This is a genomic window from Bradyrhizobium oligotrophicum S58 (assembly GCF_000344805.1).
Taxonomy (GTDB): Bacteria; Pseudomonadota; Alphaproteobacteria; order Rhizobiales; family Xanthobacteraceae; genus Bradyrhizobium; species Bradyrhizobium oligotrophicum.
The window spans coordinates 3,359,988-3,380,000 of the sequence record NC_020453.1 but is presented as its reverse complement, the minus strand read 5'-3'; the positions used below and the strand labels follow the sequence as shown (position 1 = coordinate 3,380,000).

General features: G+C 65.9%; 22 protein-coding genes. 12 read left to right on the top strand and 10 right to left on the bottom strand.

Features of this window, described 5'->3' with window-relative positions; translation table 11 throughout:
• Window positions 1–105 precede the first annotated feature (105 nt).
• A complete protein-coding gene (locus S58_RS14575) occupies window positions 106–1,269 on the top strand; it encodes a DUF2865 domain-containing protein (protein WP_015666097.1) in 1,164 nt (387 codons plus the stop codon).
• 23 nt (window positions 1,270–1,292) lie between these two features.
• On the opposite strand, the gene S58_RS14570 is transcribed toward S58_RS14575, so the two are convergent.
• The 5 genes from S58_RS14570 to S58_RS14550 all read right to left on the bottom strand — a co-directional run bounded on the left by S58_RS14570 (window position 1,293) and on the right by S58_RS14550 (window position 7,177).
• On the bottom strand, window positions 1,293–2,693 hold the full coding sequence (locus tag S58_RS14570; RefSeq protein ID WP_015666096.1) for a nitrilase-related carbon-nitrogen hydrolase: 1,401 nt from the start codon (window positions 2,691–2,693) through the stop codon (window positions 1,293–1,295).
• A gap of 12 nt (window positions 2,694–2,705) precedes the next feature.
• Window positions 2,706–3,059, bottom strand: coding sequence for a diacylglycerol kinase (locus tag S58_RS14565; RefSeq protein WP_015666095.1), 354 nt, complete (start codon window positions 3,057–3,059; stop codon window positions 2,706–2,708).
• Window positions 3,059–4,447: a class II 3-deoxy-7-phosphoheptulonate synthase gene (locus S58_RS14560; RefSeq protein ID WP_015666094.1), complete on the bottom strand. Its 1,389-nt coding sequence runs from the start codon at window positions 4,445–4,447 to the stop codon at window positions 3,059–3,061. The genes S58_RS14565 and S58_RS14560 overlap by 1 nt, the downstream gene beginning before the upstream one ends.
• Before the next feature lie 872 nt (window positions 4,448–5,319).
• Window positions 5,320–5,820 carry a DUF4265 domain-containing protein gene (locus S58_RS14555; RefSeq protein ID WP_015666093.1) on the bottom strand — a complete coding sequence of 167 codons (501 nt, stop codon included), beginning with the start codon at window positions 5,818–5,820 and terminating at the stop codon, window positions 5,320–5,322.
• 13 nt (window positions 5,821–5,833) lie between these two features.
• Window positions 5,834–7,177, bottom strand: coding sequence for a sensor histidine kinase (locus S58_RS14550; RefSeq protein WP_244440767.1), 1,344 nt, complete (start codon window positions 7,175–7,177; stop codon window positions 5,834–5,836).
• 203 nt (window positions 7,178–7,380) lie between these two features.
• Between S58_RS14550 and S58_RS14545 the strand changes: the two genes are divergently transcribed.
• Both S58_RS14545 and S58_RS14540 read left to right on the top strand, forming a co-directional pair.
• Complete coding sequence (locus tag S58_RS14545; protein WP_015666091.1) at window positions 7,381–7,896, top strand: calcium/calmodulin dependent protein kinase II association-domain protein; 516 nt, start codon at window positions 7,381–7,383, stop codon at window positions 7,894–7,896.
• A gap of 495 nt (window positions 7,897–8,391) precedes the next feature.
• Window positions 8,392–10,104: a jacalin-like lectin gene (locus tag S58_RS14540; protein ID WP_015666090.1), complete on the top strand. Its 1,713-nt coding sequence runs from the start codon at window positions 8,392–8,394 to the stop codon at window positions 10,102–10,104.
• 93 nt (window positions 10,105–10,197) lie between these two features.
• Here S58_RS14540 and S58_RS14535 read toward each other — a convergent pair whose 3' ends face one another.
• Both S58_RS14535 and S58_RS14530 read right to left on the bottom strand, forming a co-directional pair.
• Window positions 10,198–10,926 carry a sulfite exporter TauE/SafE family protein gene (locus S58_RS14535; protein ID WP_015666089.1) on the bottom strand — a complete coding sequence of 243 codons (729 nt, stop codon included), beginning with the start codon at window positions 10,924–10,926 and terminating at the stop codon, window positions 10,198–10,200.
• Window positions 10,927–10,967: 41 nt separating this feature from the next.
• On the bottom strand, window positions 10,968–11,150 hold the full coding sequence (locus tag S58_RS14530; protein WP_015666088.1) for a hypothetical protein: 183 nt from the start codon (window positions 11,148–11,150) through the stop codon (window positions 10,968–10,970).
• Between the two features lie 320 nt (window positions 11,151–11,470).
• Here S58_RS14530 and S58_RS14525 point away from each other — a divergent pair, with 320 nt between their 5' ends.
• From S58_RS14525 to S58_RS14515, 3 genes are read left to right on the top strand one after another with little or no spacing between them, the layout of a single operon-like run.
• The gene (locus S58_RS14525; RefSeq protein WP_015666087.1) at window positions 11,471–11,794 is read left to right on the top strand and encodes an ArsR/SmtB family transcription factor; all 324 of its coding nucleotides are present in this window, start codon (window positions 11,471–11,473) and stop codon (window positions 11,792–11,794) included.
• Window positions 11,791–12,201, top strand: a complete 411-nt coding sequence (locus tag S58_RS14520) for an SRPBCC family protein (RefSeq protein ID WP_015666086.1) — start codon at window positions 11,791–11,793, stop codon at window positions 12,199–12,201. Before S58_RS14525 ends, S58_RS14520 begins: the two co-directional genes overlap by 4 nt.
• A gap of 34 nt (window positions 12,202–12,235) precedes the next feature.
• Entirely contained in the window at window positions 12,236–12,454 is a 219-nt protein-coding gene (locus tag S58_RS14515) for a hypothetical protein (RefSeq protein ID WP_015666085.1), read from the top strand.
• Between the two features lie 155 nt (window positions 12,455–12,609).
• On the opposite strand, the gene gor is transcribed toward S58_RS14515, so the two are convergent.
• From gor to rpiA, 3 genes are read right to left on the bottom strand one after another with little or no spacing between them, the layout of a single operon-like run.
• Complete coding sequence (gor, locus tag S58_RS14510) at window positions 12,610–13,995, bottom strand: glutathione-disulfide reductase (protein ID WP_015666084.1); 1,386 nt, start codon at window positions 13,993–13,995, stop codon at window positions 12,610–12,612.
• A 33-nt stretch (window positions 13,996–14,028) separates the two neighbouring features.
• Window positions 14,029–14,556: a DUF2059 domain-containing protein gene (locus S58_RS14505; protein ID WP_015666083.1), complete on the bottom strand. Its 528-nt coding sequence runs from the start codon at window positions 14,554–14,556 to the stop codon at window positions 14,029–14,031.
• A 49-nt stretch (window positions 14,557–14,605) separates the two neighbouring features.
• Window positions 14,606–15,304 (bottom strand): ribose-5-phosphate isomerase RpiA, encoded by a 699-nt coding sequence (gene rpiA, locus S58_RS14500; RefSeq protein ID WP_144058509.1) that lies wholly within the window; start codon window positions 15,302–15,304, stop codon window positions 14,606–14,608.
• 166 nt (window positions 15,305–15,470) lie between these two features.
• Here rpiA and S58_RS14495 point away from each other — a divergent pair, with 166 nt between their 5' ends.
• The 6 genes from S58_RS14495 to S58_RS14470 all read left to right on the top strand — a co-directional run bounded on the left by S58_RS14495 (window position 15,471) and on the right by S58_RS14470 (window position 19,817).
• Window positions 15,471–16,157, top strand: a complete 687-nt coding sequence (locus S58_RS14495) for an HAD family hydrolase (protein WP_015666081.1) — start codon at window positions 15,471–15,473, stop codon at window positions 16,155–16,157.
• Window positions 16,158–16,377: 220 nt separating this feature from the next.
• Entirely contained in the window at window positions 16,378–16,860 is a 483-nt protein-coding gene (locus S58_RS14490) for a hypothetical protein (RefSeq protein ID WP_015666080.1), read from the top strand.
• A 171-nt stretch (window positions 16,861–17,031) separates the two neighbouring features.
• Complete coding sequence (gene moaA, locus S58_RS14485; protein ID WP_015666079.1) at window positions 17,032–18,063, top strand: GTP 3',8-cyclase MoaA; 1,032 nt, start codon at window positions 17,032–17,034, stop codon at window positions 18,061–18,063.
• Window positions 18,064–18,067: 4 nt separating this feature from the next.
• Window positions 18,068–18,748 carry a spermidine synthase gene (locus S58_RS14480; protein WP_015666078.1) on the top strand — a complete coding sequence of 227 codons (681 nt, stop codon included), beginning with the start codon at window positions 18,068–18,070 and terminating at the stop codon, window positions 18,746–18,748.
• 161 nt (window positions 18,749–18,909) lie between these two features.
• Window positions 18,910–19,305 (top strand): nuclear transport factor 2 family protein, encoded by a 396-nt coding sequence (locus tag S58_RS14475; RefSeq protein WP_015666077.1) that lies wholly within the window; start codon window positions 18,910–18,912, stop codon window positions 19,303–19,305.
• A 236-nt stretch (window positions 19,306–19,541) separates the two neighbouring features.
• Complete coding sequence (locus S58_RS14470; protein WP_015666076.1) at window positions 19,542–19,817, top strand: hypothetical protein; 276 nt, start codon at window positions 19,542–19,544, stop codon at window positions 19,815–19,817.
• The last annotated feature ends 196 nt before the right edge of the window (window positions 19,818–20,013 follow it).

The following is a 20,013-nucleotide window of genomic DNA, read 5'->3' as shown; positions in this document are numbered from 1 at the left end:
GTGACGCTGCCCGACAAAGCGGCTATGGGATGCCCGCCGCTGCCGCGATTTTTCCGAATTCTGTGCGCGTCCCGCGGCAGCACCCATGGACCGGAATACCGCATCTTGATCGCTTCCCTGTCTCCGCGCCTGTTGGCCTGCACTGCTCTGCTGGGATTGACCCTCACCGGCTCGTACGCCCTGGCGCAATCCAGTTCCGAGTCCTACGGGCAGATGGCCCCATCTGCCCAGCCCGGACCGCAGGCCGGCGTCAACCCAATCTGCCCGCGTCTCGAAGGGCAGCTCGCCTCGATCGATCGCGGCGGCGGTGGTGATCCCGGCCGCGAGGACCAGATCCGGCGCTATCAGGATGCGGCCGCCAAGCAGCAGGGCGAACTCGACCGCGTCAGCATGCAGGCCAAGCGCATGGGCTGCGACAGCCCCGGCTTCTTCTCGATCTTCAACGGCCGCTCGGCCGAATGCGGCCCGGTCAACAACCAGATCCAGCAGATGCGCGCCAATCTGGACCAGATCACAAGCAACCTCGAGCGGCTGCGCGGCGGCGGCTTCGGCGGCGAGCGTGACAATCAGCGCCGCTCGGTGCTGGCGGCGCTCGGCCAGAACAATTGCGGCCCGCAGTACCAGCAATACGCCAACGCCAATCGTGGCGGCGGAGGCAATGCCGGCGGCAACTTCCTGACCAGCCTGTTCGGCGGCGGACCCGACAACAACCCGGCCGCATCGCTGCCTCCGCCGAGCGCCGATCTCGCGGCGCCGCAGGGCACCTACCGTACCGTCTGCGTGCGCAGTTGCGACGGCGCCTATTTCCCGATCTCGTTCGCCACCGTTCCGGGCCGCTTCGCCGACGACGAGCGCGCCTGCAAGGCGCAATGCCCGGCCGCCGACGCGACGCTGTTCACCTACCGCAATCCCGGCGAGGACATGAACCAGGCGGTCTCGGTCAACGGCCAGCCCTACAGCGCGCTCGCCAACGCGTTCAAATATCGCACCGAGTTCAACCCGAGCTGCTCCTGCAAGGCGCCGGGCCAGACCTGGGCCGACGCGCTGAAATCGATCGACGACAAGACTTCGGCCGAGCAGCAGGGCGACATCATCGTCACCGAAGAGAGCGCCAAGCGGATGCAGCAGCGCCAGACCGGCAAGCCGACCGCCGCCAAGAAGGGCGCAGCGCCCGCCGACGCCGCTCCCGCGACCGCGGATGCCACGACCGGCGCCGGCGGCGACAAGCAGATCCGCACGGTCGGACCGACCTTCATCCCGGCGCGCTGAGAGAGATCGCCGGGCCATCGCCATCATCCTTCGATCGCGTCGGACGACGCTCGGCTGCCGCTCGACGGGCGTGCGATCAGATCGGGCGGTATCACACCGCCCGACGGTCCGAGCGCGTCCGCGGGCTTCCAGCGATTGCGCAGCGCTGCAAGACGAATCACCTGCGCCGCGGTCACATCCTCGAGCGGCGTGAAACCGCCGGTCGCGTCACCGACCAGTTGGTCCGATGTGTCGCCGACGGCAACGGCCAGAGCGCCGGACAAGCTCGCCAGCGCCAACAGGAGCGTGCCGCGTACGCGCGCTACCAGGTCGTGACGGGCGCCGCTCGCCAGCGGCCCGGGCAGGATCCTTTCGAAGTCTTCGACTGCAGCCGCGATCGGCAACACCTCGGAGCTGACGCCGAGCTGCCGCGCGAGCGCTTCGGCCGCATCCTGCGCCGGCTGCGACATGTCGGGCCCGGACAGCACCACGCCGCGGACCCTGTCTGGTCCGAGCGCATCGGCCGCCATCGCCAACGCCAGCGCCGATTCGATGCGGCCGGTCAGGCCGATGACGACACCGGTGAAGCCGTTCTTGCCGACGTGGTCGCGCAGGCTGACGACGCGCGCCGCGTAGTCGGCCTCGTCGCCCTCGATCAGCGTTGCGACCGGTCCGCGGCACGCCCAGCCATCGTCGCCCCTGCTCCAGGCCAACGTGGTGACGTGATCAACGAATGCCGGCAGTTGCACGGCCATCGAGAGATCGGCGTTGAGCGCGAAGGATGCGCCGTCGAACACCTCGTTGCCCTGGCCGCCGGTCTGATTGAGCCAGACCAGCGGCAGCTCGCTCTCGGTGATGCGGGCCACCGCGGCCGAGAGGCGCCGATCACCGCCACCGCGGATGTAGGGCTCACCGGCGGGGACCACGATGAGCTCAGCACCGGTCTCGGCCAGAGTCTCGACCACGTTCTCGTACTCGGAGGACTCGTCGATCCGGATATCTTCACCGATGGCCACGCCGATGCGAACACCCCGCACGCTGACCGGCCCGGCGGCGGGACCACGGGCGAACAGGCGCGTCCCTTCATCAGGCAGGTTGGTCTTGAAGCGCAGCGCGGCGATGCGGCCGCTGTCGAGCAGCGCACAGGCGTTGTAGAGCCTGCCATCCTCGAACCAGGGCGTGCCGACCAGCACGGCCGGCCCGCCATCCGCGGACTCGCGCGCCAGCGCCTCGATTGCGGCGCGGCAGGCGGATTCGACCGCCGGGTCGCGAACGAGATCGCGCGGCGGATAACCGGCGATGAACAGCTCAGGCAGCACCAGCAGATCGGCGCCGTCGGCCAAGGCCTTCGCGCGCGCCTCGCGCACCTTCGCGGTGTTGCCACTGATATCGCCGGCCGTCGGATTGAGCTGGGCCAGCGTGATCCTGAAGACGTCGGCGGCCATTGCTCAATCCATTCACAACAGCCCGAGCCGCTCGGCGAGCGCGAACAGCCAGAAGCTGCCGGACATCAACAGCGCGACACCGACCGCGGCCGAGCCGAGATCCTTGACCCGGCCGATCTGCAGGTCGTGCTCGGTGGTCAGGCGGTCGGCGAGCTTCTCGATCGCGGTGTTGAGCAACTCCACCACCAGCACCAGCACCACCGCGCAGACCAGTTCGACGCTGCGCATCGGCGTCACGCCGACGACATAAGCGAGCGGCAGCGCCAGCAGGAACGCGACAACCTCCTCGCGCACCGCCTGCTCGGAGCGGAGCGCGAAGGCCAGGCCATTGCGCGAGTTGAGCGTCGCGCGCCAGATGCGCAGCATCAGAAGCCCGCGACTGCCGGCATCAGTGCGGACTTGCCGCCGCGCTGCTGCTTCAACAGCTCGGCGATCAGGAACGCCATGTCGATCGACTGCTCGGCATTGAGCCTGGGATCGCACACCGTGTGATAGCGGTCGTTGAGGGCCTCGTCGGTGATCGCGCGCGCGCCGCCGATGCACTCGGTGACGTCCTGGCCGGTCATCTCCAGATGGATGCCGCCGGCATGGGTGCCCTCGGCGGCATGCACTGCGAAGAACGCCCGCACCTCGGCGACGATGCGGTCGAACGGCCGCGTCTTGTAGCCCGATGTCGAGGTGATGGTGTTGCCGTGCATCGGGTCGCACGACCACACCACCTTGCGCCCTTCCCGCTGCACCGCACGGATCAGTCCGGGCAGGTGATCGCCAACCTTGTCGGCGCCGAAACGGTTGATCAGCGTCAGCCGCCCGGGCTCGTTGTCGGGGTTGAGGATGTCGATCAGCTTGAGCAGTTCGTCCGGTTTCAGCGACGGGCCGCATTTCAGGCCGATCGGGTTCTTGATGCCGCGGAAATATTCGACATGGCCGTGATCGAGCTGGCGGGTGCGATCGCCGATCCAGATGAAATGGCCTGATGTCGCGTACCAGTCGCCGGTGGTGGAATCGACCCGGGTGAAGGCCTGCTCGTAGCCGAGCAGCAGCGCCTCGTGGCTGGTGTAGAAGTCGGTGGCGCGCAGCTCCGGATGGCTCTCGAGGTCGAGGCCGCAGGCACGCATGAAGTTGAGCGCCTCGGAGATGCGGTCGGCGAGCTCCTTGTAGCGGCGCGACTGCGGGCTATCCTTGACGAAGCCGAGCATCCATTGATGCACGCTGCCGAGATTGGCGAAGCCGCCGGTGGCAAACGCACGCAGCAGGTTCAAGGTCGCCGCCGACTGCCGGTAGGCATCGAGCTGACGCTGCGGGTTGGGGATGCGCGCCTCGGGCGTGAACGCGGTGTCGTTGACGATGTCGCCGCGATAGCTCGGCAGTTCGACGCCGTTGATCTTCTCGGTCGGCGACGAGCGCGGCTTGGCGAACTGGCCGGCGATGCGGCCCACCTTCACCACCGGCACCGCGCCGGCATAGGTCATGACGACCGCCATCTGCAGCAGCACGCGGAAGAAGTCGCGGATGTTGTTGGCGCCGTGCTCGGCAAAGCTCTCGGCGCAGTCGCCGCCCTGCAGCAGGAAGGCCTCGCCGGCCGCCACCCGCGCCAGCGATTTCTTCAGGTTGCGCGCCTCGCCGGCGAACACCAGCGGCGGAAAGGTCGCGAGCTGCGCCTCGACGTCGGCCAGCGCCTTCTGGTCGGGATAGTCAGGCACCTGCTGCACCGGCTTGGAACGCCAGCTTTCCGGGCTCCAGCGCTCGGTCATGGCTTCAACTCCCTTCACGAAACACCGCGCGTCCAGTCCCCGCGCTGCGGCGCGCGCGTTATACACAGCCTGTCCCCGAACCGCCACTTGGAATTTAAGTCGCCCCGCCAAGCCGTTGCGGCTGCGAAGGGATTCCGGACTGGCCTGAGATTCCGGATGATCGAGGCCGCCCCCTCTCTCCTCCGTCATTGCGCGCACCGCGGTATCTCGACAACCACCACCGGCAGTCGTCGCGACGTGAGGTCGATGGACTTGCGCTCGCCAACTGCCCCCCAGCGTATGGTCCCGGGGTCGGCGCCCCGCCGCCGCGTCGCGCCGTCGCGGCTTGCCCTGGACGACAGTGGTGTTTGACGCGACGACAGCGGATCAGCCGACATGCATCGTCGTTCCCGCGGCACGCATGCCCGAGTTCTCATTCTTCTGTTCACCCTCGTGAAAGTCGGAGGGCGCAGGGAATGCCGGGTGAAGGCCCCACCCATGGCCCGCCTGCGGAAGAAAGTGCAGGCGGCAGGTACCACAGGCAAAGCCGATCAACCGGCATTCCCTGCGCGACAGTCTTAACGCTTATACGCAGTCTGCCTGGTGTGCCGGCTTGTTGGCCACCATTCGCAACGACGCGCTTTCGCGCGCCGTGCGGGACACCAGCGTCGGGGTGTCAGCACGCTGCGACTTCACGTCCGCGCGTTGCCGTTCGTCCGCACGTCCAAGGACGCGCTGCCGGCAACCTCGCGGCCATCGCTCCCCGCCCCGCGTGTCGTGACGATCGCGCGCAACGCCCCTCCGAGTGAGGCGGGATGCGCACAATAGAGCATGATTTCTGGAAATCGTAAAGTAAAATCTTCGCCGCCGTCCAACGCCGATGTATTCACGCGTCAGCGCGCGTTCGCGTGCCCCTCCTGGAACATCCAGAGCCCCATGGACTCGCCCTGCGCCAGCAGTCTGTAGACTTCCGCAAGATCGGCATTCCCAGGCACATCCACCGCATAAAGGGTTCGCGGCCCCATGCTCACCCGGATCATCATGCTCTCGAACGAGCAGCCGATATCCTCGATCATCTTCCAGTGAAAAGCGACACGCTCATCGCCTGGTTCGAACAGCAGCATGTAGGTGGAGTGTCCGCCGCGCTCGATGACCGAACTGAACACATACAATTCGCGACGATCGGTGGGCAAGGACTTGACGATGTCGAGGTGATTGATCCCTCGCGTGAAGAAGGGCGAACTCCGAATGCGGAAGACGTCCGGGCCGCGTTCCCTCACTGGCTCGGCCCAGAGAGTCTCGCTGCCGTGCCCATGCCAGTCCGACACGTCGAGTTCGAACCGGATCTTGATGAGATTTTCAATCAGGCTTAGCCCGCCCGGGCGAATGTCCAAAACAGCCTCGCCACTAGTCCGGGGACGGCCTCAGATTGTCGAGCGGCGCCGTCAGGCGGCAAACGAGCCCGGTCGGATCATAAGACACCGCAACGGTGCCTCCGAAATCGTCTTGCAACACACGCGAGATGAGGCGCGACCCAAAGCCGACACCGGCCGGCTTCGACGCAGCCGGGCCGCCGGACTCCTGCCAGACGAAAACGAACCTGGGCTCGCCCTTTTGATCGTCGGCCGTCCAGGTGATGGACACACGTCCGTCCGCCACGGTCAGAGCGCCATACTTCAAGGCGTTGGTCGCAAGCTCATGGATGGCCAGGGACAGAGCCAGCGCCTGCCGGGATTTGACGACGAGGGGAGCACCCGAGACCGTGAACTGGTCTTCGCCTGTCCTGTAGGGAATCAGGGCAGCGTCGATCACGTCATCGAGGGGCGCCGCAGCCCAGTTCGCGGCCGTGAGCAGATCGTGGGCGCGTCCAAACGCAGCCAGTCGTCCCTGGTACTTTTCGAGATCGGCTCTGCTCGCAGGGTCTCTGAATGTCTGAGTGGCCACGGCACCAAGGATCGCAAGCGTGTTCTTGACGCGATGCGTGAGCTCCTCATTGATGAGGTTCAGCGAACTCTTGGCCACGTGCTCGGAGGTGACATCCCTGCAGACGACGAGCACGCCGCCCACTTTGCCGTCGAGATCGATCGGACCAAAGCTGTAAGTCCACCAGACATCCTCGCGACGGCCATGGCGCGTCACCGGGACCAGCTGGTCCTCGTTCCAGGTCGCACCGTGACCGGCCATGACGTAGGCGATCTGGGGGCCAATGATGTCCCATATCTCTGCCCAGCATTCGTGGCCGCGAGCGCCCAGCGCGCTCGGATGCCGCTCGGGCCCCATCGTCCCGCGATAGGCGTCGTTGTAGAACTGGATCAGCTCCGGTCCCCACCACACGAACATCGGGTGGCGCGAGGTGAGCACGAGGCGAACCGTCACCCGCAGGCTTTGCGGCCATGTGTCCGGGGGTCCGAGCGAGGTTTTTGACCAGTCGAATGCGCGCGTCAGGGCGCCCATCTCGCCCCCTCCCGCCAGGAAGTCGCTCGCTCCTTCCCCCGCCATGCCAGAAAACCCCTCCTCATTGTCCGCCGCAAACCTATAGCCACAGGTCGCGACTGTACAATGGGGTGCGCAGACCAAAGCCGCCAGGCTCTGATCGAGCAGACGAGGCAGAGTGGCGCCAAGGCGCTGATCCTGCGCCTCTCCGACACGCGCCGAGCGACCGGAAGGACGAATGAACGAAGCAGGAAGGATGCGCGCGCGTCCGCAAGCTATTTGCACAATTGCAGTGCTGGAGTCGACAAATGCGCGCATCACAACAACAATAACTCTACTAATAATTGCTATTCGTTATCTACTCTCTTTTTGACTGTATTATCCGATTGCCGCGTGCTACAATCAACTTCGATCGCAAGTTCGACGATCAGTTTGCGGGCACTGTCCGAAATGCCGCGTCCTCCGCTTCGGATCGAGGAGGCCGCTGCCCACAATGACTACGACGACCAAGGAGGTCTGCCTTGAAGCGCCATTGGATGTCCCTGCTCGGATGCGCCGCCGTCGCCATCCTTCTCGCCCTGCCTTCAGAAGGCGCGGCGCGGACGGCCAGGCGCCATTGCGTCGTCACCCCGGAAAGGGTCAAGGCGCTCCTGAAGAATTGGCAGACGGCGCTGAATGAATCGACGGCGACCAAGCCCGGCCCTGTCGTCGCAACCTATGCCGAGCGCGCGGTGCTGCTGCCGACTTGCGCCAACGGGCCCCTGACGACGAGGGAGCAGATCACGTCATACTTCTTCGTTTTTCTCAAAGACCGCCCGAAAGCCGACATCGACCCGGACAAGGCACTGATCGGCGGCGATTGCAATTTCGCCTTTGCCAGCGGGCTGTATACTTTCACGACGCAGGACAACGCAGTGCTGCGCGCGCGATATACCTATGTCTTCCACGGCAACAAGATCGTGCAGCATCACTCCTCGCTGGAGCCGCAAGGGAGAGGGAATGTTCCGAGGGCCCTCTGCAAGGAGAAACCGGAGTAGGATCAGCGGCGGGGACCCCACTCCAGCAGAACTCATGTTCAGCAGAACTCATGTTCAGCAAAACTCATGGGCGCACGCCCTGACGGGTGTGGCCGCGATCACCGCCGTCACATGATGAGGCTCGACCAAGACGGGCAGCGGCGCGACGACCGCATGCGAACGTGATCTAGTTTCGTCCTGCCCGGAAGGGCTGTGCGGCTTGCGCGGTCGCGGAGGCTTGATCCACGGAATTTCCACGCGCTTGCGCGTCGTTCTGGTCAACATCGCGGCGCTCGGCATTCGATGACGTCGTCGGCGATCATCCTGCCGCTCATACGGCCCGCACTGTCTTCCGCACGACCTGCGATCTTTCCGGTCCGAAGGCACAACAACTCCAGCTTGCACGCGTCCTCGCGACACGTGCCGCGCAGAACATCCATCGATCTGTCATCACACCGACACGCGACGGATGGTATCGCGCCGCCTCTTTCGAATGGGATCGAGGGGGATCGACCAATGACACTTCGCTTGCTGACGGGCGCCATCGCGCTCGGATGCGCCACTCTGCTCGGCGGCCCGCTGCATGCGGCGGACGGAACGTTCAACACGCTGACCTACAACGTCGCTGAAACGCCGACGGCCTATAATGGCGGCAGCGACGCGCATTCGCGCGTCATCAGCTGCTATCTGCGCCAATTCGGCATCGTCAACGTGCAGGAAGATTTTCTCTGGCACGCCGCGCTCTACGACACCTGCGACGACCATCCCTATCGCACGCCGACGTCGGGCACGGCCGGCATCGGCGACGGCCTGAACACGCTCAGCACGTATTCGTTCGACGATCTCGATCGCGTGACCTGGACCAAGCGCGCTGACTCGGATGCGCTGACTCCGAAGGGATTCTCGCTGGTCCGCACCCGACTGGCGGAAGGCGTCTATCTCGACTTCTACAACCTGCACGCACAGTCCGGCACCTCGTCCACCGACCTCGCCGATAGCGAGTCCGACGTGGCGCAGATCTTGACCTACATCGAGGCGAATTCCGCCGGCAACGCGGTGATGGTGATGGGCGACACCAATACGCGCTACACCAGGGCCGGCCAGAACATGTGGGAATTCCTGCACCACGGCTTCAGCGACGCCTGGATCGAGACGGTGCGCGGCGGCAGCGTGCCGCCGATCGGTGATGCGCTGGTGTGCGGCGATTCGCAGACGGCACGGCCGGATTGCGAGATCGTCGACAAGGTGCTGTGGCGCAACAACGGCTTCCTGAACCTGCAGGCGTCAGGCTATGTCGACCGCCAGGACGCGCTCGATTCGAGCGGCGCACAACTCTCCGATCATCATCCAGTCGAGGTCGACTGGAGCTTCTCCACGACTGCGAGCCGCAGGCTGAGCGATCAGTTCGGCGGGCCGCACGGCACGAGCTACAACGACGTCTCCGCGCTGCCGGCCAACCCGGTGGCGAGCAAGCTGACGATCCGGACCGGAAGCCGGGTCGACCAGGTCGAGCTGACGCTCTCCAACGGCTATGTCTACAGCCATGGCGGCACCGGCGGCACGGCGCAGAGCCTGACGCTCGGCAGCGGCGAATATCTCGCCTCGGTCAATCTGTGCAGCGACCAGTATCAGGGCCACACCCGCATCTTCCGGATCACGTTCGGCACCAGCACGGGCCGCACTTTGTCGGGCGGCACGACGACCTCGAGCTGCACCAGCTACACCGCTCCGGGCGGTTGGCAGATTGCAGGCTTCCATGGCCGGTCCGGCGACGGCATCGACAAGCTCGGCGTCGTCTATGCGCCGGTCTCCACCGCCGCCGCGCCGTCGCGGCAGCCGGTCCGCATCGTCAACCGCACGTCCGCGCTGTGCATGGACGTCAATGGCGGCGCGATGGCCGACGGCACCGCCGTGATCCAGTGGTACTGCACCGGCGCCGCCAACCAGACCTGGAGCTACGACGAGGCGAGCGGCATGATCCGCAGCATGCAGGACCCGCACTACTGCCTGGACAACAACGGCACCTATGGCGACGGCGCGCAGCTGATCATCTGGACCTGCACCGGCAACAACAACCAGCGGTTCCGCTACGACGCCGCCGCGGGCACGATCGCGGTGCGCAGCTATCCCGTCGAGGTGATGAGCCAGAACGGCACCTCCGTCGGCAACCAGCTGCTGACCGCCACCGCCACGGCTGCGGGATCGCAGCTGTGGACGCTCGCGCCTTGACCTGGCGACGACGGCGGACGATCCGGGCGGCCATGCCGTCCGGATCGGATCCGCTACGATATCGTCGGATTTGCGCAAGGGCTCCGTCACGGATCAGACGACGAGCAGCAGACCCGAGAGCAGCAGGATGCTCAGGATGATCCGCCTGAACAACGCATCGTTGAGCCTGCGAAAGGCGAGGATGCCGAGCGCCGTGCCGGCGAGCAGAGCCGGAATGCTCCAGGCCAGATCGACGAGCACCTTGGTCGAGAGCTCGTTTCGCGCCAGCATCATCGTCAGCGACGACATCTGCATGACGGCGATGAACGGCTGCACCAGGCCGCGCTGCTCGGTTTTCGGCAAGCCATGCATTTCGCACCAGATGGTCGGCAGCGCGCCGGGCATCGCGGTGAGTCCACCGATCAGACCGCCGCCGAACCCGACGATGGCGGTCCGGCTTCTGCTCATCTCGTGAAGACGGCCCAGTCCGGGCTTGAACAGCATGTAGGCGGCATAGGTCGCGATCGTCAGTCCGAACACCCGCTGGAACAGGCGCGCGTCCGCATTGTGAAGCAGCCAGAGCGCCAAGGGCACGCCGAGAAGGCCGCCCAGGGTCAGGACGATGGTGTCCTTCCATCGGATGCTGTTGCGAAGCGCCCACAGATTCGTCGCCTGCACGCCGACGCTGCACGCCATCATCAAAGGGACTGCCTCCAACGGCTGCAGCATGTGCAGGAGAATCGCGCCGGCGACGGCCGAAAAGGCGAACCCGGCCAATCCGGAGACGAAGGCGCCAGAGAAAACGGCGGCGCTGAGGAGCAAAAACGAGTCAGGCCCGGGCATGAAATATCTCCGGCTTGATGAGAATGAAAAATGAGCGGGATTCAATCGTATGGCTGGAGCGTCGAAGCCGGCTTCGCCTGCGCTCCGTCTGTCGTTGCAGTTCGTTGCAGGATTGCGCCGGCGAGAACGTGTAGCAGCAGGAACACGGCGAGTATGCCGGCAGCGAGCGCCGCCTGCGACGTGATCGACGGCTTGCGCCGCGGCGGGATCTCATGGGCCTGCATGTCCGTCATCTCCTGCAACCGATGTCGGATTGCTAGCTAGCATCGCAGCGTCCCCTGAGCGTCCCCCGACCGGACGATGAAGCGTGTCGCGTCAGCTCGTCAGCGCCCGAGATCACATATCGAACTCCGGACGCGCCGCTGTGCGAGGCGTCGAGGAATGACGGCGCTGATGCGGCGCGCGCGTGCATCACCGCGGGCACTGACCTCGCGGCGCGCGCATCGGGCCGGATGGATCCCGCCGTGCTGACGAGAATTCCCACTTGACCGATCCATAACCATCCGGTTATGCATTAATCCATAACCAATGAGTTATGGATCAAATGGCGCGCTCGCCCGACCTCCTGTTCAGAACACTTGCCGATCCGACGCGGCGGGCCATCTTCGAGGGCCTGTGCCGCCAGGGCGAGCAGACGGTCGGCGCGCTGACGGCCAAGGCCGGCGTGTCGCAACCGGCCGTATCCAAGCATCTCGGCGTGCTCAAGCAGGCCGGCCTCGTGCGCGAGCGCCACGAAGGCCGCCAGACGCATTATCGCGCGCAGCCGAAGGCGCTCGTCCCCCTGCTCGACTGGACCAGCCGCATGGCCGCGTTCTGGGAGAGCCGGTTCGACGATCTCGACAATCTGCTCAACAGGATGGATCAATGACGAAAGCCGCGTCCGAAACCCGCACCGTGGTCGTGGAGCGCGAGTTCGCGCATCCGCCGGAAAAGCTCTGGCGCGCGCTGACGCAGCCGCATCTGATCGCGGAGTGGCTGATGAAGAACGACTTCGCGCCGAAGGTTGATCACCGCTTCAAGCTCGAAGCCGATTGGGGCGTGGTCGACTGCCAGGTCGTGACCATCGAACCGAACAAAACCCTGTCCTACAGCTGGGCCGCGCTCGGGCTCGACAGCGTCGTGACCTGGACGCTGACGCCGACGGCAACTGGTACGCATCTGCGCATGGAGCAGACCGGCTTCACCGCCGATCAGACCCGCGCCTATCAGGGTGCGCGCTACGGCTGGCCGAAGTTCTTCGATGGCCTGGAGCAGACTTTGGCAGGGCTCGACTAAGCCGCGCGCAGCACGACATCAGGGGGAGGAACGAATGAACTGGAGCAACACGATCCGGCAGGTGCACCGCTGGGTCTCGATCGCCTTCACGATCGGCGTCATCATCAACATCGGGGCGATGACCCAGACACAGCCCGCTTTCTGGATCGGCCTGCTGGCGCTCATTCCGCTGATCGTGCTGCTCGGCACGGGCCTCTACATGTTCGGACTGCCGTACCTCGCAAGACGGCGCGGCGCGCAGCAGGCGGGTTGAAGGCACAGTCGCTCACCTGTCATTGCGAGCGCAGCGAAGCAATCCAGGGCTCAGCAAGGACTCTGGATTGCTTCGCTACGCTCGCAATGACGGCGTTTAGTAGCAACCGCTGTGCCCCATCGACGTCTGCGATCGCCTCACGAATTCACACGGCCCTACTCCGCCGCCTGCCTCACGTGGCGCTCGGTCACCGTGCGCATCGTCACCAACTCCTCCGCGGCCGACGGATGCAGCGCGATGGTGGCGTCGAAATCGGCCTTGGTCGCCTTCATCTTGATGGCGATGGCCACGGCCTGGGTGATCTCGGCGGCCATGTCGCCGACGATGTGGCAGCCCAGCACGCGGTCGCTGGTGCCATCGACGACGAGCTTCATCAGCACGCGGGTGTCGCGGCCGGACATCGTCGCCTTGATCGGGCGGAAACTGGTCTTGTAGATGTCGACGCGATCGTACATCTCGCGCGCCTGCGTTTCGGTGAGGCCGACGGTGCCGACCTCAGGCTGGCAGAACACGGCGGTCGGGATGTCGGCGTGATCGACGCGGACGGTCTTGTTGCCGAACACGGTGTCGGCAAAGGCATGGCCCTCGCGGATCGCGACCGGCGTCAGGTTGAAGCGATGGGTGACGTCGCCGATCGCATAAATGCTCGGCACCGAGCTCTGCGAGAACGCGTCGACCGCGATGCCGCCATTGCGCGGATTGATGGCGACGCCCGCCTTGTCCAGGCCGAGATTGGCCACGGCCGGGTGACGGCCGATCGCGAACATCACCTTGTCGGAGGCGATGCTGGAGCCGTTCGACAGATGCGTCGTGTAGTCCTTGCCGTGCTTGTCGATCCCGTTGACGGTGCAGCCGGTCAGGATGGTGATGCCTTCCTTCTCCATCTCCGAGCGGACGTGCCTGCGGACATCCTCGTCGAAGCCGCGCAGGATGTTGTCGCCGCGATAGACCACGGTCACGTCGGAGCCGAAATTGGCGAAGATGCAGGCGAATTCGAGCGCGATGTAGCCGCCGCCCTGGATCACGATGCGGCGCGGCAGTTCGTCGAGATGGAAAGCCTCGTTCGACGAAATGACGTGCTCGATGCCGGGAATCGGCGTGCCGTGATTGGGCGCGCCGCCTGTCGCGATCAGGATGGTCTTCGCGCTGACGGTCTCGCCGGTCATCAGCCGCACCGTGTGGGCGTCCTCGATCACGGCGCGGGTCTTGACGATCCTGGCGCCCGACTTCTCGACATTGGCGGTGTAGGCCGCCTCGAGCCGCGCGATCTCCTTGTCCTTGTTGGCGATCAGCGTCTTCCAGTCGAATGTCGCGGTCGGGATGGTCCAGCCGAAGCCCGCGGCATCGGCGACCTCCTGGCGGACATGCGAGCCGATCACGAACAACTTCTTGGGCACGCAGCCGCGGATCACGCAGGTGCCGCCCATGCGGTATTCCTCGGCGACCGTCACGCGGGCGCCATAGCCGGCGGCGATGCGGGCGGCGCGCACGCCACCCGATCCGCCACCGATCACGAACAGGTCGACGTCGAATTCAGCCATCTCTCCCCCGACCTGCCTCTGCCGCCACGAGCCTCAGATCGGCTTGTTGCGCTTGCGCATCTCGGCGCGGAACTGCGCGGTCACGGTGTCGGAGAACTCCGCAGCCCACTGGTTCATGGAAGCCATGCTCATCTGGATCGCCTTCGGCTCCGCCGCAAGCAGCTTCTGGCCGATCGTCGACTTGTAGAAGGTGACGAGGTTCGCGATCTCGGCATCGGTGAACTCGTTGCAGTAGATCTGCGCCATCCTCTCGCCGATCTCCTTCTCCTTGCCGGCATAGGTCTGCGCGACCACCACGGCGACCTCGTCGAGGTCCTTCTGGTAGTTGAGGTTGGACTGCAACAGCGCCTGCTTGGTCTGCTGCACGATGCCGGGAACGGCGTTGGCGTACATCGCAGCCGCGTTCTTCATCCCCAGAATCTCGCGCGCGCCGGCCATGCAGGCGGGCGAGGCCGGTTTCAGCGCCGGCGGCTGGCCCTGCGCTTGCGCCGCAGCGGGGCTGGCCGCGGCCACGGCCAGCAGGATGCCGGCGGCCGGCAAGATTCTGAACACGCTCTTCATTCCAAGTCTCCTGTAAGATTGCGGCCTCAAGTGCAGGTTGCTGCTGCGCTCACGGCCGCTGGATAACGCGAATTCCTTGCGCGCCCGCCAGGATCGCCGTGCTGCCGAGACCGATGAACAGCCCGTGCTCGACCACGCCCGGAATTGCGCTCAAAAGGCCCGCCAGACGCGGGGGATCCTCGATCTCCCCAAGGCGGACGTCGATAATCCAGTGGCCGCCATCGGTGACGAAAACGTGGCCATCTGCGGACTTGCGCAGCAGCATCTGCCCGGACACGCCGGCCTTGGCGAACGCCTCGCCCATCGCCCGCTGCGTGGCGGCGAGCCCGAATGGAATCACCTCGATCGGCAGCGGGAAGCGGCCGAGCCGCTCGACCCATTTGCTGTCGTCGGCGATCACGATCATGCGAGCCGAGGCGCTGGCGACGATCTTCTCGCGCAGCAGGGCCCCGCCGCCGCCCTTGATCAGGTCGAGCGCCGGATTGATCTCGTCGGCGCCGTCGATCGTGATGTCGAGCCGGTCGATCTCGTCGAGCGTCGTCAGCGGCACGCCGCAGGCTTCCGCCTGCGCCCGCGTCGCCTCCGAGGTCGGCACGCCCACGATCTTCACGCCGGCGCGCACCTTTTCCCCGAGCAGATCGACGAAATGCTTGGCGGTCGAGCCGGTGCCGAGGCCAAGCCTCATGCCGCTCTCGACCTCCTCCAGCGCGCGCGCCGCCGCCTGCCGTTTCAATGCGTCCATGTCGATCAAGAACCCGCCCCTCGGACCCGGGGCCCCCGGAGGACGGGGGCCGAAAGCGCCGCATATCTAGCGGTGTTTTGCCACGGGGCCTAGCTCTCGGCGGTCAGGAAATTGGACAAAAAGCCGTTGGCGGCCTCTTGCAAGCGCGCAGGCCGCCCGGTAGCGGATACCGATGCGCATCTCCAGCACCATCGTCTTCGACCTCGACGGCACCCTGGTCGACACCGCGCCGGACCTCATCAGCGCGCTCAACCACATATTGCAGCGCGAAGGATTGCGGCCGGTGCCGCTGGCCTCGGCCCGCAAGATGATCGGGCATGGCGCGCGCAAGCTGCTCGAGCGCGGGCTGGAGGCGGAGGGCCGCTTCGCCAGTCCTGCGGACATGGACCGGCTCACGACCGATTTCATCGATTTCTACGCCGAGAACATCGCGGTCGAATCGCGGCCGTTCGAGGGGCTGGAGGCGGCACTCGACGAGCTTGCCGAGCGCGGCTGTCAATTCGCGGTGTGCACCAACAAGCTCGAATTCCTGTCGAAGCGGCTGCTCGACCAGCTCGGCCTGTCCTCCCGCTTCGCGGCGATCTGCGGCGCCGACACCTTTGGCGTCGCCAAGCCGGATCCGACGATCCTGCGCCAGACGATCGCCCAGGCCGGTGGCGAGATCGGCGCGGCGATCATGGTCGGTGATGCCGGCACCGACGTCGGCGCCGCCCGCCGCGCCGGCGTGCCGGTGATCGGCTGCACCTTCGGCTATACGGACGTACCGATCGCCGAGCTGAATCCGGACCACCTGATCGACCACATGCGCGAGCTGCCGGCCGCTGTCGCAGCCCTTCGCCCGGCCCCGAAGAGCGCCTGAATAGCCGATCGATCGCCCCAATTTGCAACCTCCGGCACGTCCGCCCGGCGCGCCGCCTTTCGCCCTAACCTGCTGTCGCTGCACCCGAAATCTGCACCTCTGCGGGCGTTAACGTTCTGTTGAGAATAGGGTTGACCGCAGTTGCGCCGCTGTTCTGACGCTCCTATGGTCGCCGTGGGATTGCGGCGGATGGCCGCAGGGTTGTGGGGCGGACATCATGATGCGGCGTGTCATCGCAATTGCGGTTGCGGGAGCGGGCCTTGCCGGCTGCTCATCCTTCTCCATGGACAGCTTCAAGATGGCGGCGCCGGAGATTCCCGTGCAGCTCGATTCGGTGCCGCCGGGCGCCGAGGCGAAGACATCGCTCGGACCGGGCTGCCGCACCCCCTGCACCGTCCAGGTGCCGGCGCCCGATTCCGGCTTCAGCGTCACCTTCACGATGGACAAGTACCTGCCGGCGACCATCCCGGTGCAAGTGATCCGCAACACCGGCGATTTCAACTCGTCACCGCCGGTGGTGATGGATCCGAGCCCCGTCGTCGCCGAACTGCAGCCGGCGCCGGGGGCGCCGCCGAAAGCCGTCAAGCACATGCGGCCGAAGAAGCCGAAGCCGCAGAAATCCGCCGCCACCCCCGCGGCCGCGGCGCCAGCGACGACCGGGTCGACCTTTCCCGCACCGGTTCCGGGCGCCGCGCGCCAATAGGCGCCTGAGCGCCTGCGCCAGCGTGCATCGCAGCATCGACGGACGCGCCTCGACGATTGTGAGGCGGGCCGATCGTGATTAGATTGGCATGCAAAGCTTCCTCGGCCGTACCTGACGCGGCCGCCGCGTGGCACCGACGCCACGTGCCGCAGCCACCTGCCAAGGCCTTCCATGACCGCTGACTCGTTGAGTGACACCGCCCTGACGCGCCCGATGACCGACCCGTTCGGCCGTCGCATCAGCTATCTGCGCGTCTCGGTCACCGACCGCTGCGACCTCCGATGCTTCTACTGCATGTCGGAGGACATGACCTTCCTGCCGAAGGCCGACCTCCTGACGCTCGAAGAGCTCGACCGGCTGTGCTCGGCCTTCATCCACAAGGGCGTCAAGAAGCTGCGGCTGACCGGCGGCGAGCCGCTGGTCCGCCGCAACGTCATGGGCCTGGTGCGCTCGCTGTCGCGGCATCTGAAGAGCGGGGCCCTCAACGAGCTGACGCTGACGACCAATGCGACGCAGCTCGCCAAATACGCCGCGGAGCTCGCCGATTGCGGCGTCCGCCGCATCAACGTCTCGCTCGACACGCTCGATCCCGACAAATTCCGCACCATCACCCGCTGGGGCGATCTCGACCACGTGCTCGCCGGCATCGAGGCAGCGCGTGCGGCGGGCTTGGCGGTGAAGATCAACGCAGTCGCGCTCAAGAACATGAACGAGGATGAAATCCCGGCGCTGATCGACTGGGCGCACGGCAAGGGCATGGCGCTGACCTTGATCGAGGTGATGCCGATGGGCGAGATCGGCGAAGGCCGCATCGACCAGTATCTGCCGCTGTCGCTGCTGCGCGGCCGGCTCGCGCAGAAGTACACGATGACCGATCTCGACGAGACCACCGGCGGCCCTGCCCGCTACGTCCGCGTCGCCGAGACCGGTGGTACGATCGGCTTCATCACGCCGATGACGCATAATTTCTGCGAGAGCTGCAACCGCGTGCGCGTCACCTGCACCGGCACCCTGCACACCTGCCTCGGCCACGAGGACGCCTCCGATTTGCGCAAGCCGCTGCGCGCCTCCGCCAGCGACGAGCAGTTGAGCGACGCGATCGACCGCGCCATCGGCCTGAAGCCGAAAGGCCACGACTTCATCATCGACCGTCGCCACAACCGCCCGAGCGTCAGCCGGCACATGAGCGTGACGGGCGGCTGATCCAGTGCTGCCCTGGAAGCTGATCGACACCGCTGACGTGCCGGGCGGCGGCGAGCCGCTGCGGCTGATGCAGCGCGGCCGGGACTTCACCATCAAGCTCGGCCAGAACGAGCTGATGAGCAGCCGTCTCTACGGCTCCGAGGAGGCGCTGGCGACCTTGAGCTGCGCCCGCATCAAGGCGCGGCCTGCCCCGCATCTGCTGATCGGCGGCCTCGGCATGGGCTTCACCCTGCGCGCGGCGCTGAAGGTGCTGGGTCCGCAGGCGCACGTCACCGTCGCCGAGCTGGTGCCGGCAGTGATCGCCTGGGCGCGCGGGCCGATGGCCGAATTGTCCGGCGCAAGCCTCGCGGATCCGCGCGTCGACATCCGCGAGACCGACGTCGTCAAGCTGATCGCCGCGGCACGCGGCGCCTATGACGCGATCCTGCTCGACGTCGACAACGGCCCGCAGGGCCTGACCCGCCAATCCAACGACGCGCTCTACGATTCCTCGGGCTTGCGAACCGCGTTCACCGCCTTGCGCCCCGGCGGCGTGCTGGCGGTGTGGTCGTCACACCCGGACGACAAATTCGCCCCGCGCCTGCGCAAGGCCGGCTTCGCCACTGAGGAGATCAACATCCGCGCCACCGGCCGCGGTGGCGGCGGCGCCCGCCACGTGATCTGGATCGCGACGAGGCCGGCGTGACGCCGGCCTGAAGAACTCCTTCCGACGGCTCAATCATCGCCGCTCACATCTCCGCGCGCCCATTCTGACCGGAGTAGTGACCCGTCGGCCATCGTCCTACGATGCGTCCGCTGTTGCGCCATGCTCTGCAATGAGAGCGCGCAGCTGGATGGGAGATCGCGATGGATGACGACGCCAGGCGGGCTGCCCTGCAGCAGCATTGGGATGCATCGGATGCCAATGATTTCGAGGCGGAGCACGACATCTATCGCGACGATGCCGTGCTGGACTATCCGCAATCGGGTGAGCGTATTCACGGCCGGCGCAACATTCAGGAAAGCCGCTTCGTGCAGCCCAACAAGAAGCGCTTCGCGGTGCGACGGATCATCGGCGGCGGTGATCTCTGGGTGACCGAGCTGGTCCTGACCTATGACGGGATGCCCTCTTACGTCGTGAGCATCATGGAGTTCCGCGACGGTGCAGTAGCGCACGAAACGCAATATTTCGGCGACCCGTTCGATGCAGCGCCGTCGCGCGCACATCTCGTCGAGCGCGTCGACCCGACCAGATCAGTCTGAAAGGTCGCGGCAAGCCAAGGCGGCCTGGTTGCACCAGCGCCTGTCAGCCAGCCATGACGCGATCGCACGTCCAGCATCGGGACCACCGCCGTTGAGACGGCCTGCCTTTTCGCGCATGCCGGAACCGCCGTCCCTCACGCGAGTTGCACAGCCGCGGAGAGGTTTGAACGATGAACAGCGCCACTGTTCCTCGCGACGATCCTCCATTCGGCAGTCACTGGAAAAGAGAGGCGACAATGAAAGCATCCCTTCTTCTTGCGGGCGCGCTGGTCATCGGATCCGCTGCCACCGCACTCGCTGACGAGTACTACGTGGTGCAGGGACCGAGCCACCGCTGCACGATCACCACCACGCGCCCCGCCGACAGGGAAGTCGTGACACAGATCGGACCGATGGCGTTTACGAGCCGCGTGGAAGCCGAGGACCGCATCAAGCAGACCAAGGTCTGCGAGGACACCGGCACCGTCGGCAGCACCGGCACCAGCACCACGACGATCATCAAAGAGAAGTAGTCGGAATCATCGCCCATCCACTTCTGGCCGGGTCGCGCCCAAGTCGGGGGCGCGGCCCTTTTTCATTGGCAGAGCGCCTTCTGACGGCTTCAGCCGTCCCCTGCTCGCACCGCCGATGTCCCTGAATGAGAGCGTCCGCACATCGCGGTCTCGCGCATCACAGCGGCCATGACCCGACGCTTCGGCTCCCCGGACT

What these genes read in the sequence shown, in the direction of transcription:
- S58_RS14495 (WP_015666081.1), top strand. Translation starts at nt 15,471, where the DNA reads ATGCGCATCTCCAGCACCATCGTCTTCGACCTCGACGGCACCCTGGTC.
- S58_RS14570 (WP_015666096.1), bottom strand. Translation starts at nt 2,693, where the DNA reads ATGGCCGCCGACGTCTTCAGGATCACGCTGGCCCAGCTCAATCCGACG.
- gor (WP_015666084.1), bottom strand. Translation starts at nt 13,995, where the DNA reads ATGGCTGAATTCGACGTCGACCTGTTCGTGATCGGTGGCGGATCGGGT.
- S58_RS14470 (WP_015666076.1), top strand. Translation starts at nt 19,542, where the DNA reads ATGAAAGCATCCCTTCTTCTTGCGGGCGCGCTGGTCATCGGATCCGCT.
- S58_RS14520 (WP_015666086.1), top strand. Translation starts at nt 11,791, where the DNA reads ATGACGAAAGCCGCGTCCGAAACCCGCACCGTGGTCGTGGAGCGCGAG.
- S58_RS14565 (WP_015666095.1), bottom strand. Translation starts at nt 3,059, where the DNA reads ATGCTGCGCATCTGGCGCGCGACGCTCAACTCGCGCAATGGCCTGGCC.
- S58_RS14540 (WP_015666090.1), top strand. Translation starts at nt 8,392, where the DNA reads ATGACACTTCGCTTGCTGACGGGCGCCATCGCGCTCGGATGCGCCACT.
- S58_RS14530 (WP_015666088.1), bottom strand. Translation starts at nt 11,150, where the DNA reads ATGCAGGCCCATGAGATCCCGCCGCGGCGCAAGCCGTCGATCACGTCG.
- S58_RS14515 (WP_015666085.1), top strand. Translation starts at nt 12,236, where the DNA reads ATGAACTGGAGCAACACGATCCGGCAGGTGCACCGCTGGGTCTCGATC.
- moaA (WP_015666079.1), top strand. Translation starts at nt 17,032, where the DNA reads ATGACCGCTGACTCGTTGAGTGACACCGCCCTGACGCGCCCGATGACC.
- S58_RS14535 (WP_015666089.1), bottom strand. Translation starts at nt 10,926, where the DNA reads ATGCCCGGGCCTGACTCGTTTTTGCTCCTCAGCGCCGCCGTTTTCTCT.
- S58_RS14525 (WP_015666087.1), top strand. Translation starts at nt 11,471, where the DNA reads ATGGCGCGCTCGCCCGACCTCCTGTTCAGAACACTTGCCGATCCGACG.
- S58_RS14490 (WP_015666080.1), top strand. Translation starts at nt 16,378, where the DNA reads ATGCGGCGTGTCATCGCAATTGCGGTTGCGGGAGCGGGCCTTGCCGGC.
- S58_RS14475 (WP_015666077.1), top strand. Translation starts at nt 18,910, where the DNA reads ATGGATGACGACGCCAGGCGGGCTGCCCTGCAGCAGCATTGGGATGCA.
- S58_RS14505 (WP_015666083.1), bottom strand. Translation starts at nt 14,556, where the DNA reads ATGAAGAGCGTGTTCAGAATCTTGCCGGCCGCCGGCATCCTGCTGGCC.
- S58_RS14560 (WP_015666094.1), bottom strand. Translation starts at nt 4,447, where the DNA reads ATGACCGAGCGCTGGAGCCCGGAAAGCTGGCGTTCCAAGCCGGTGCAG.
- S58_RS14550 (WP_244440767.1), bottom strand. Translation starts at nt 7,177, where the DNA reads ATGCGCGCATTTGTCGACTCCAGCACTGCAATTGTGCAAATAGCTTGC.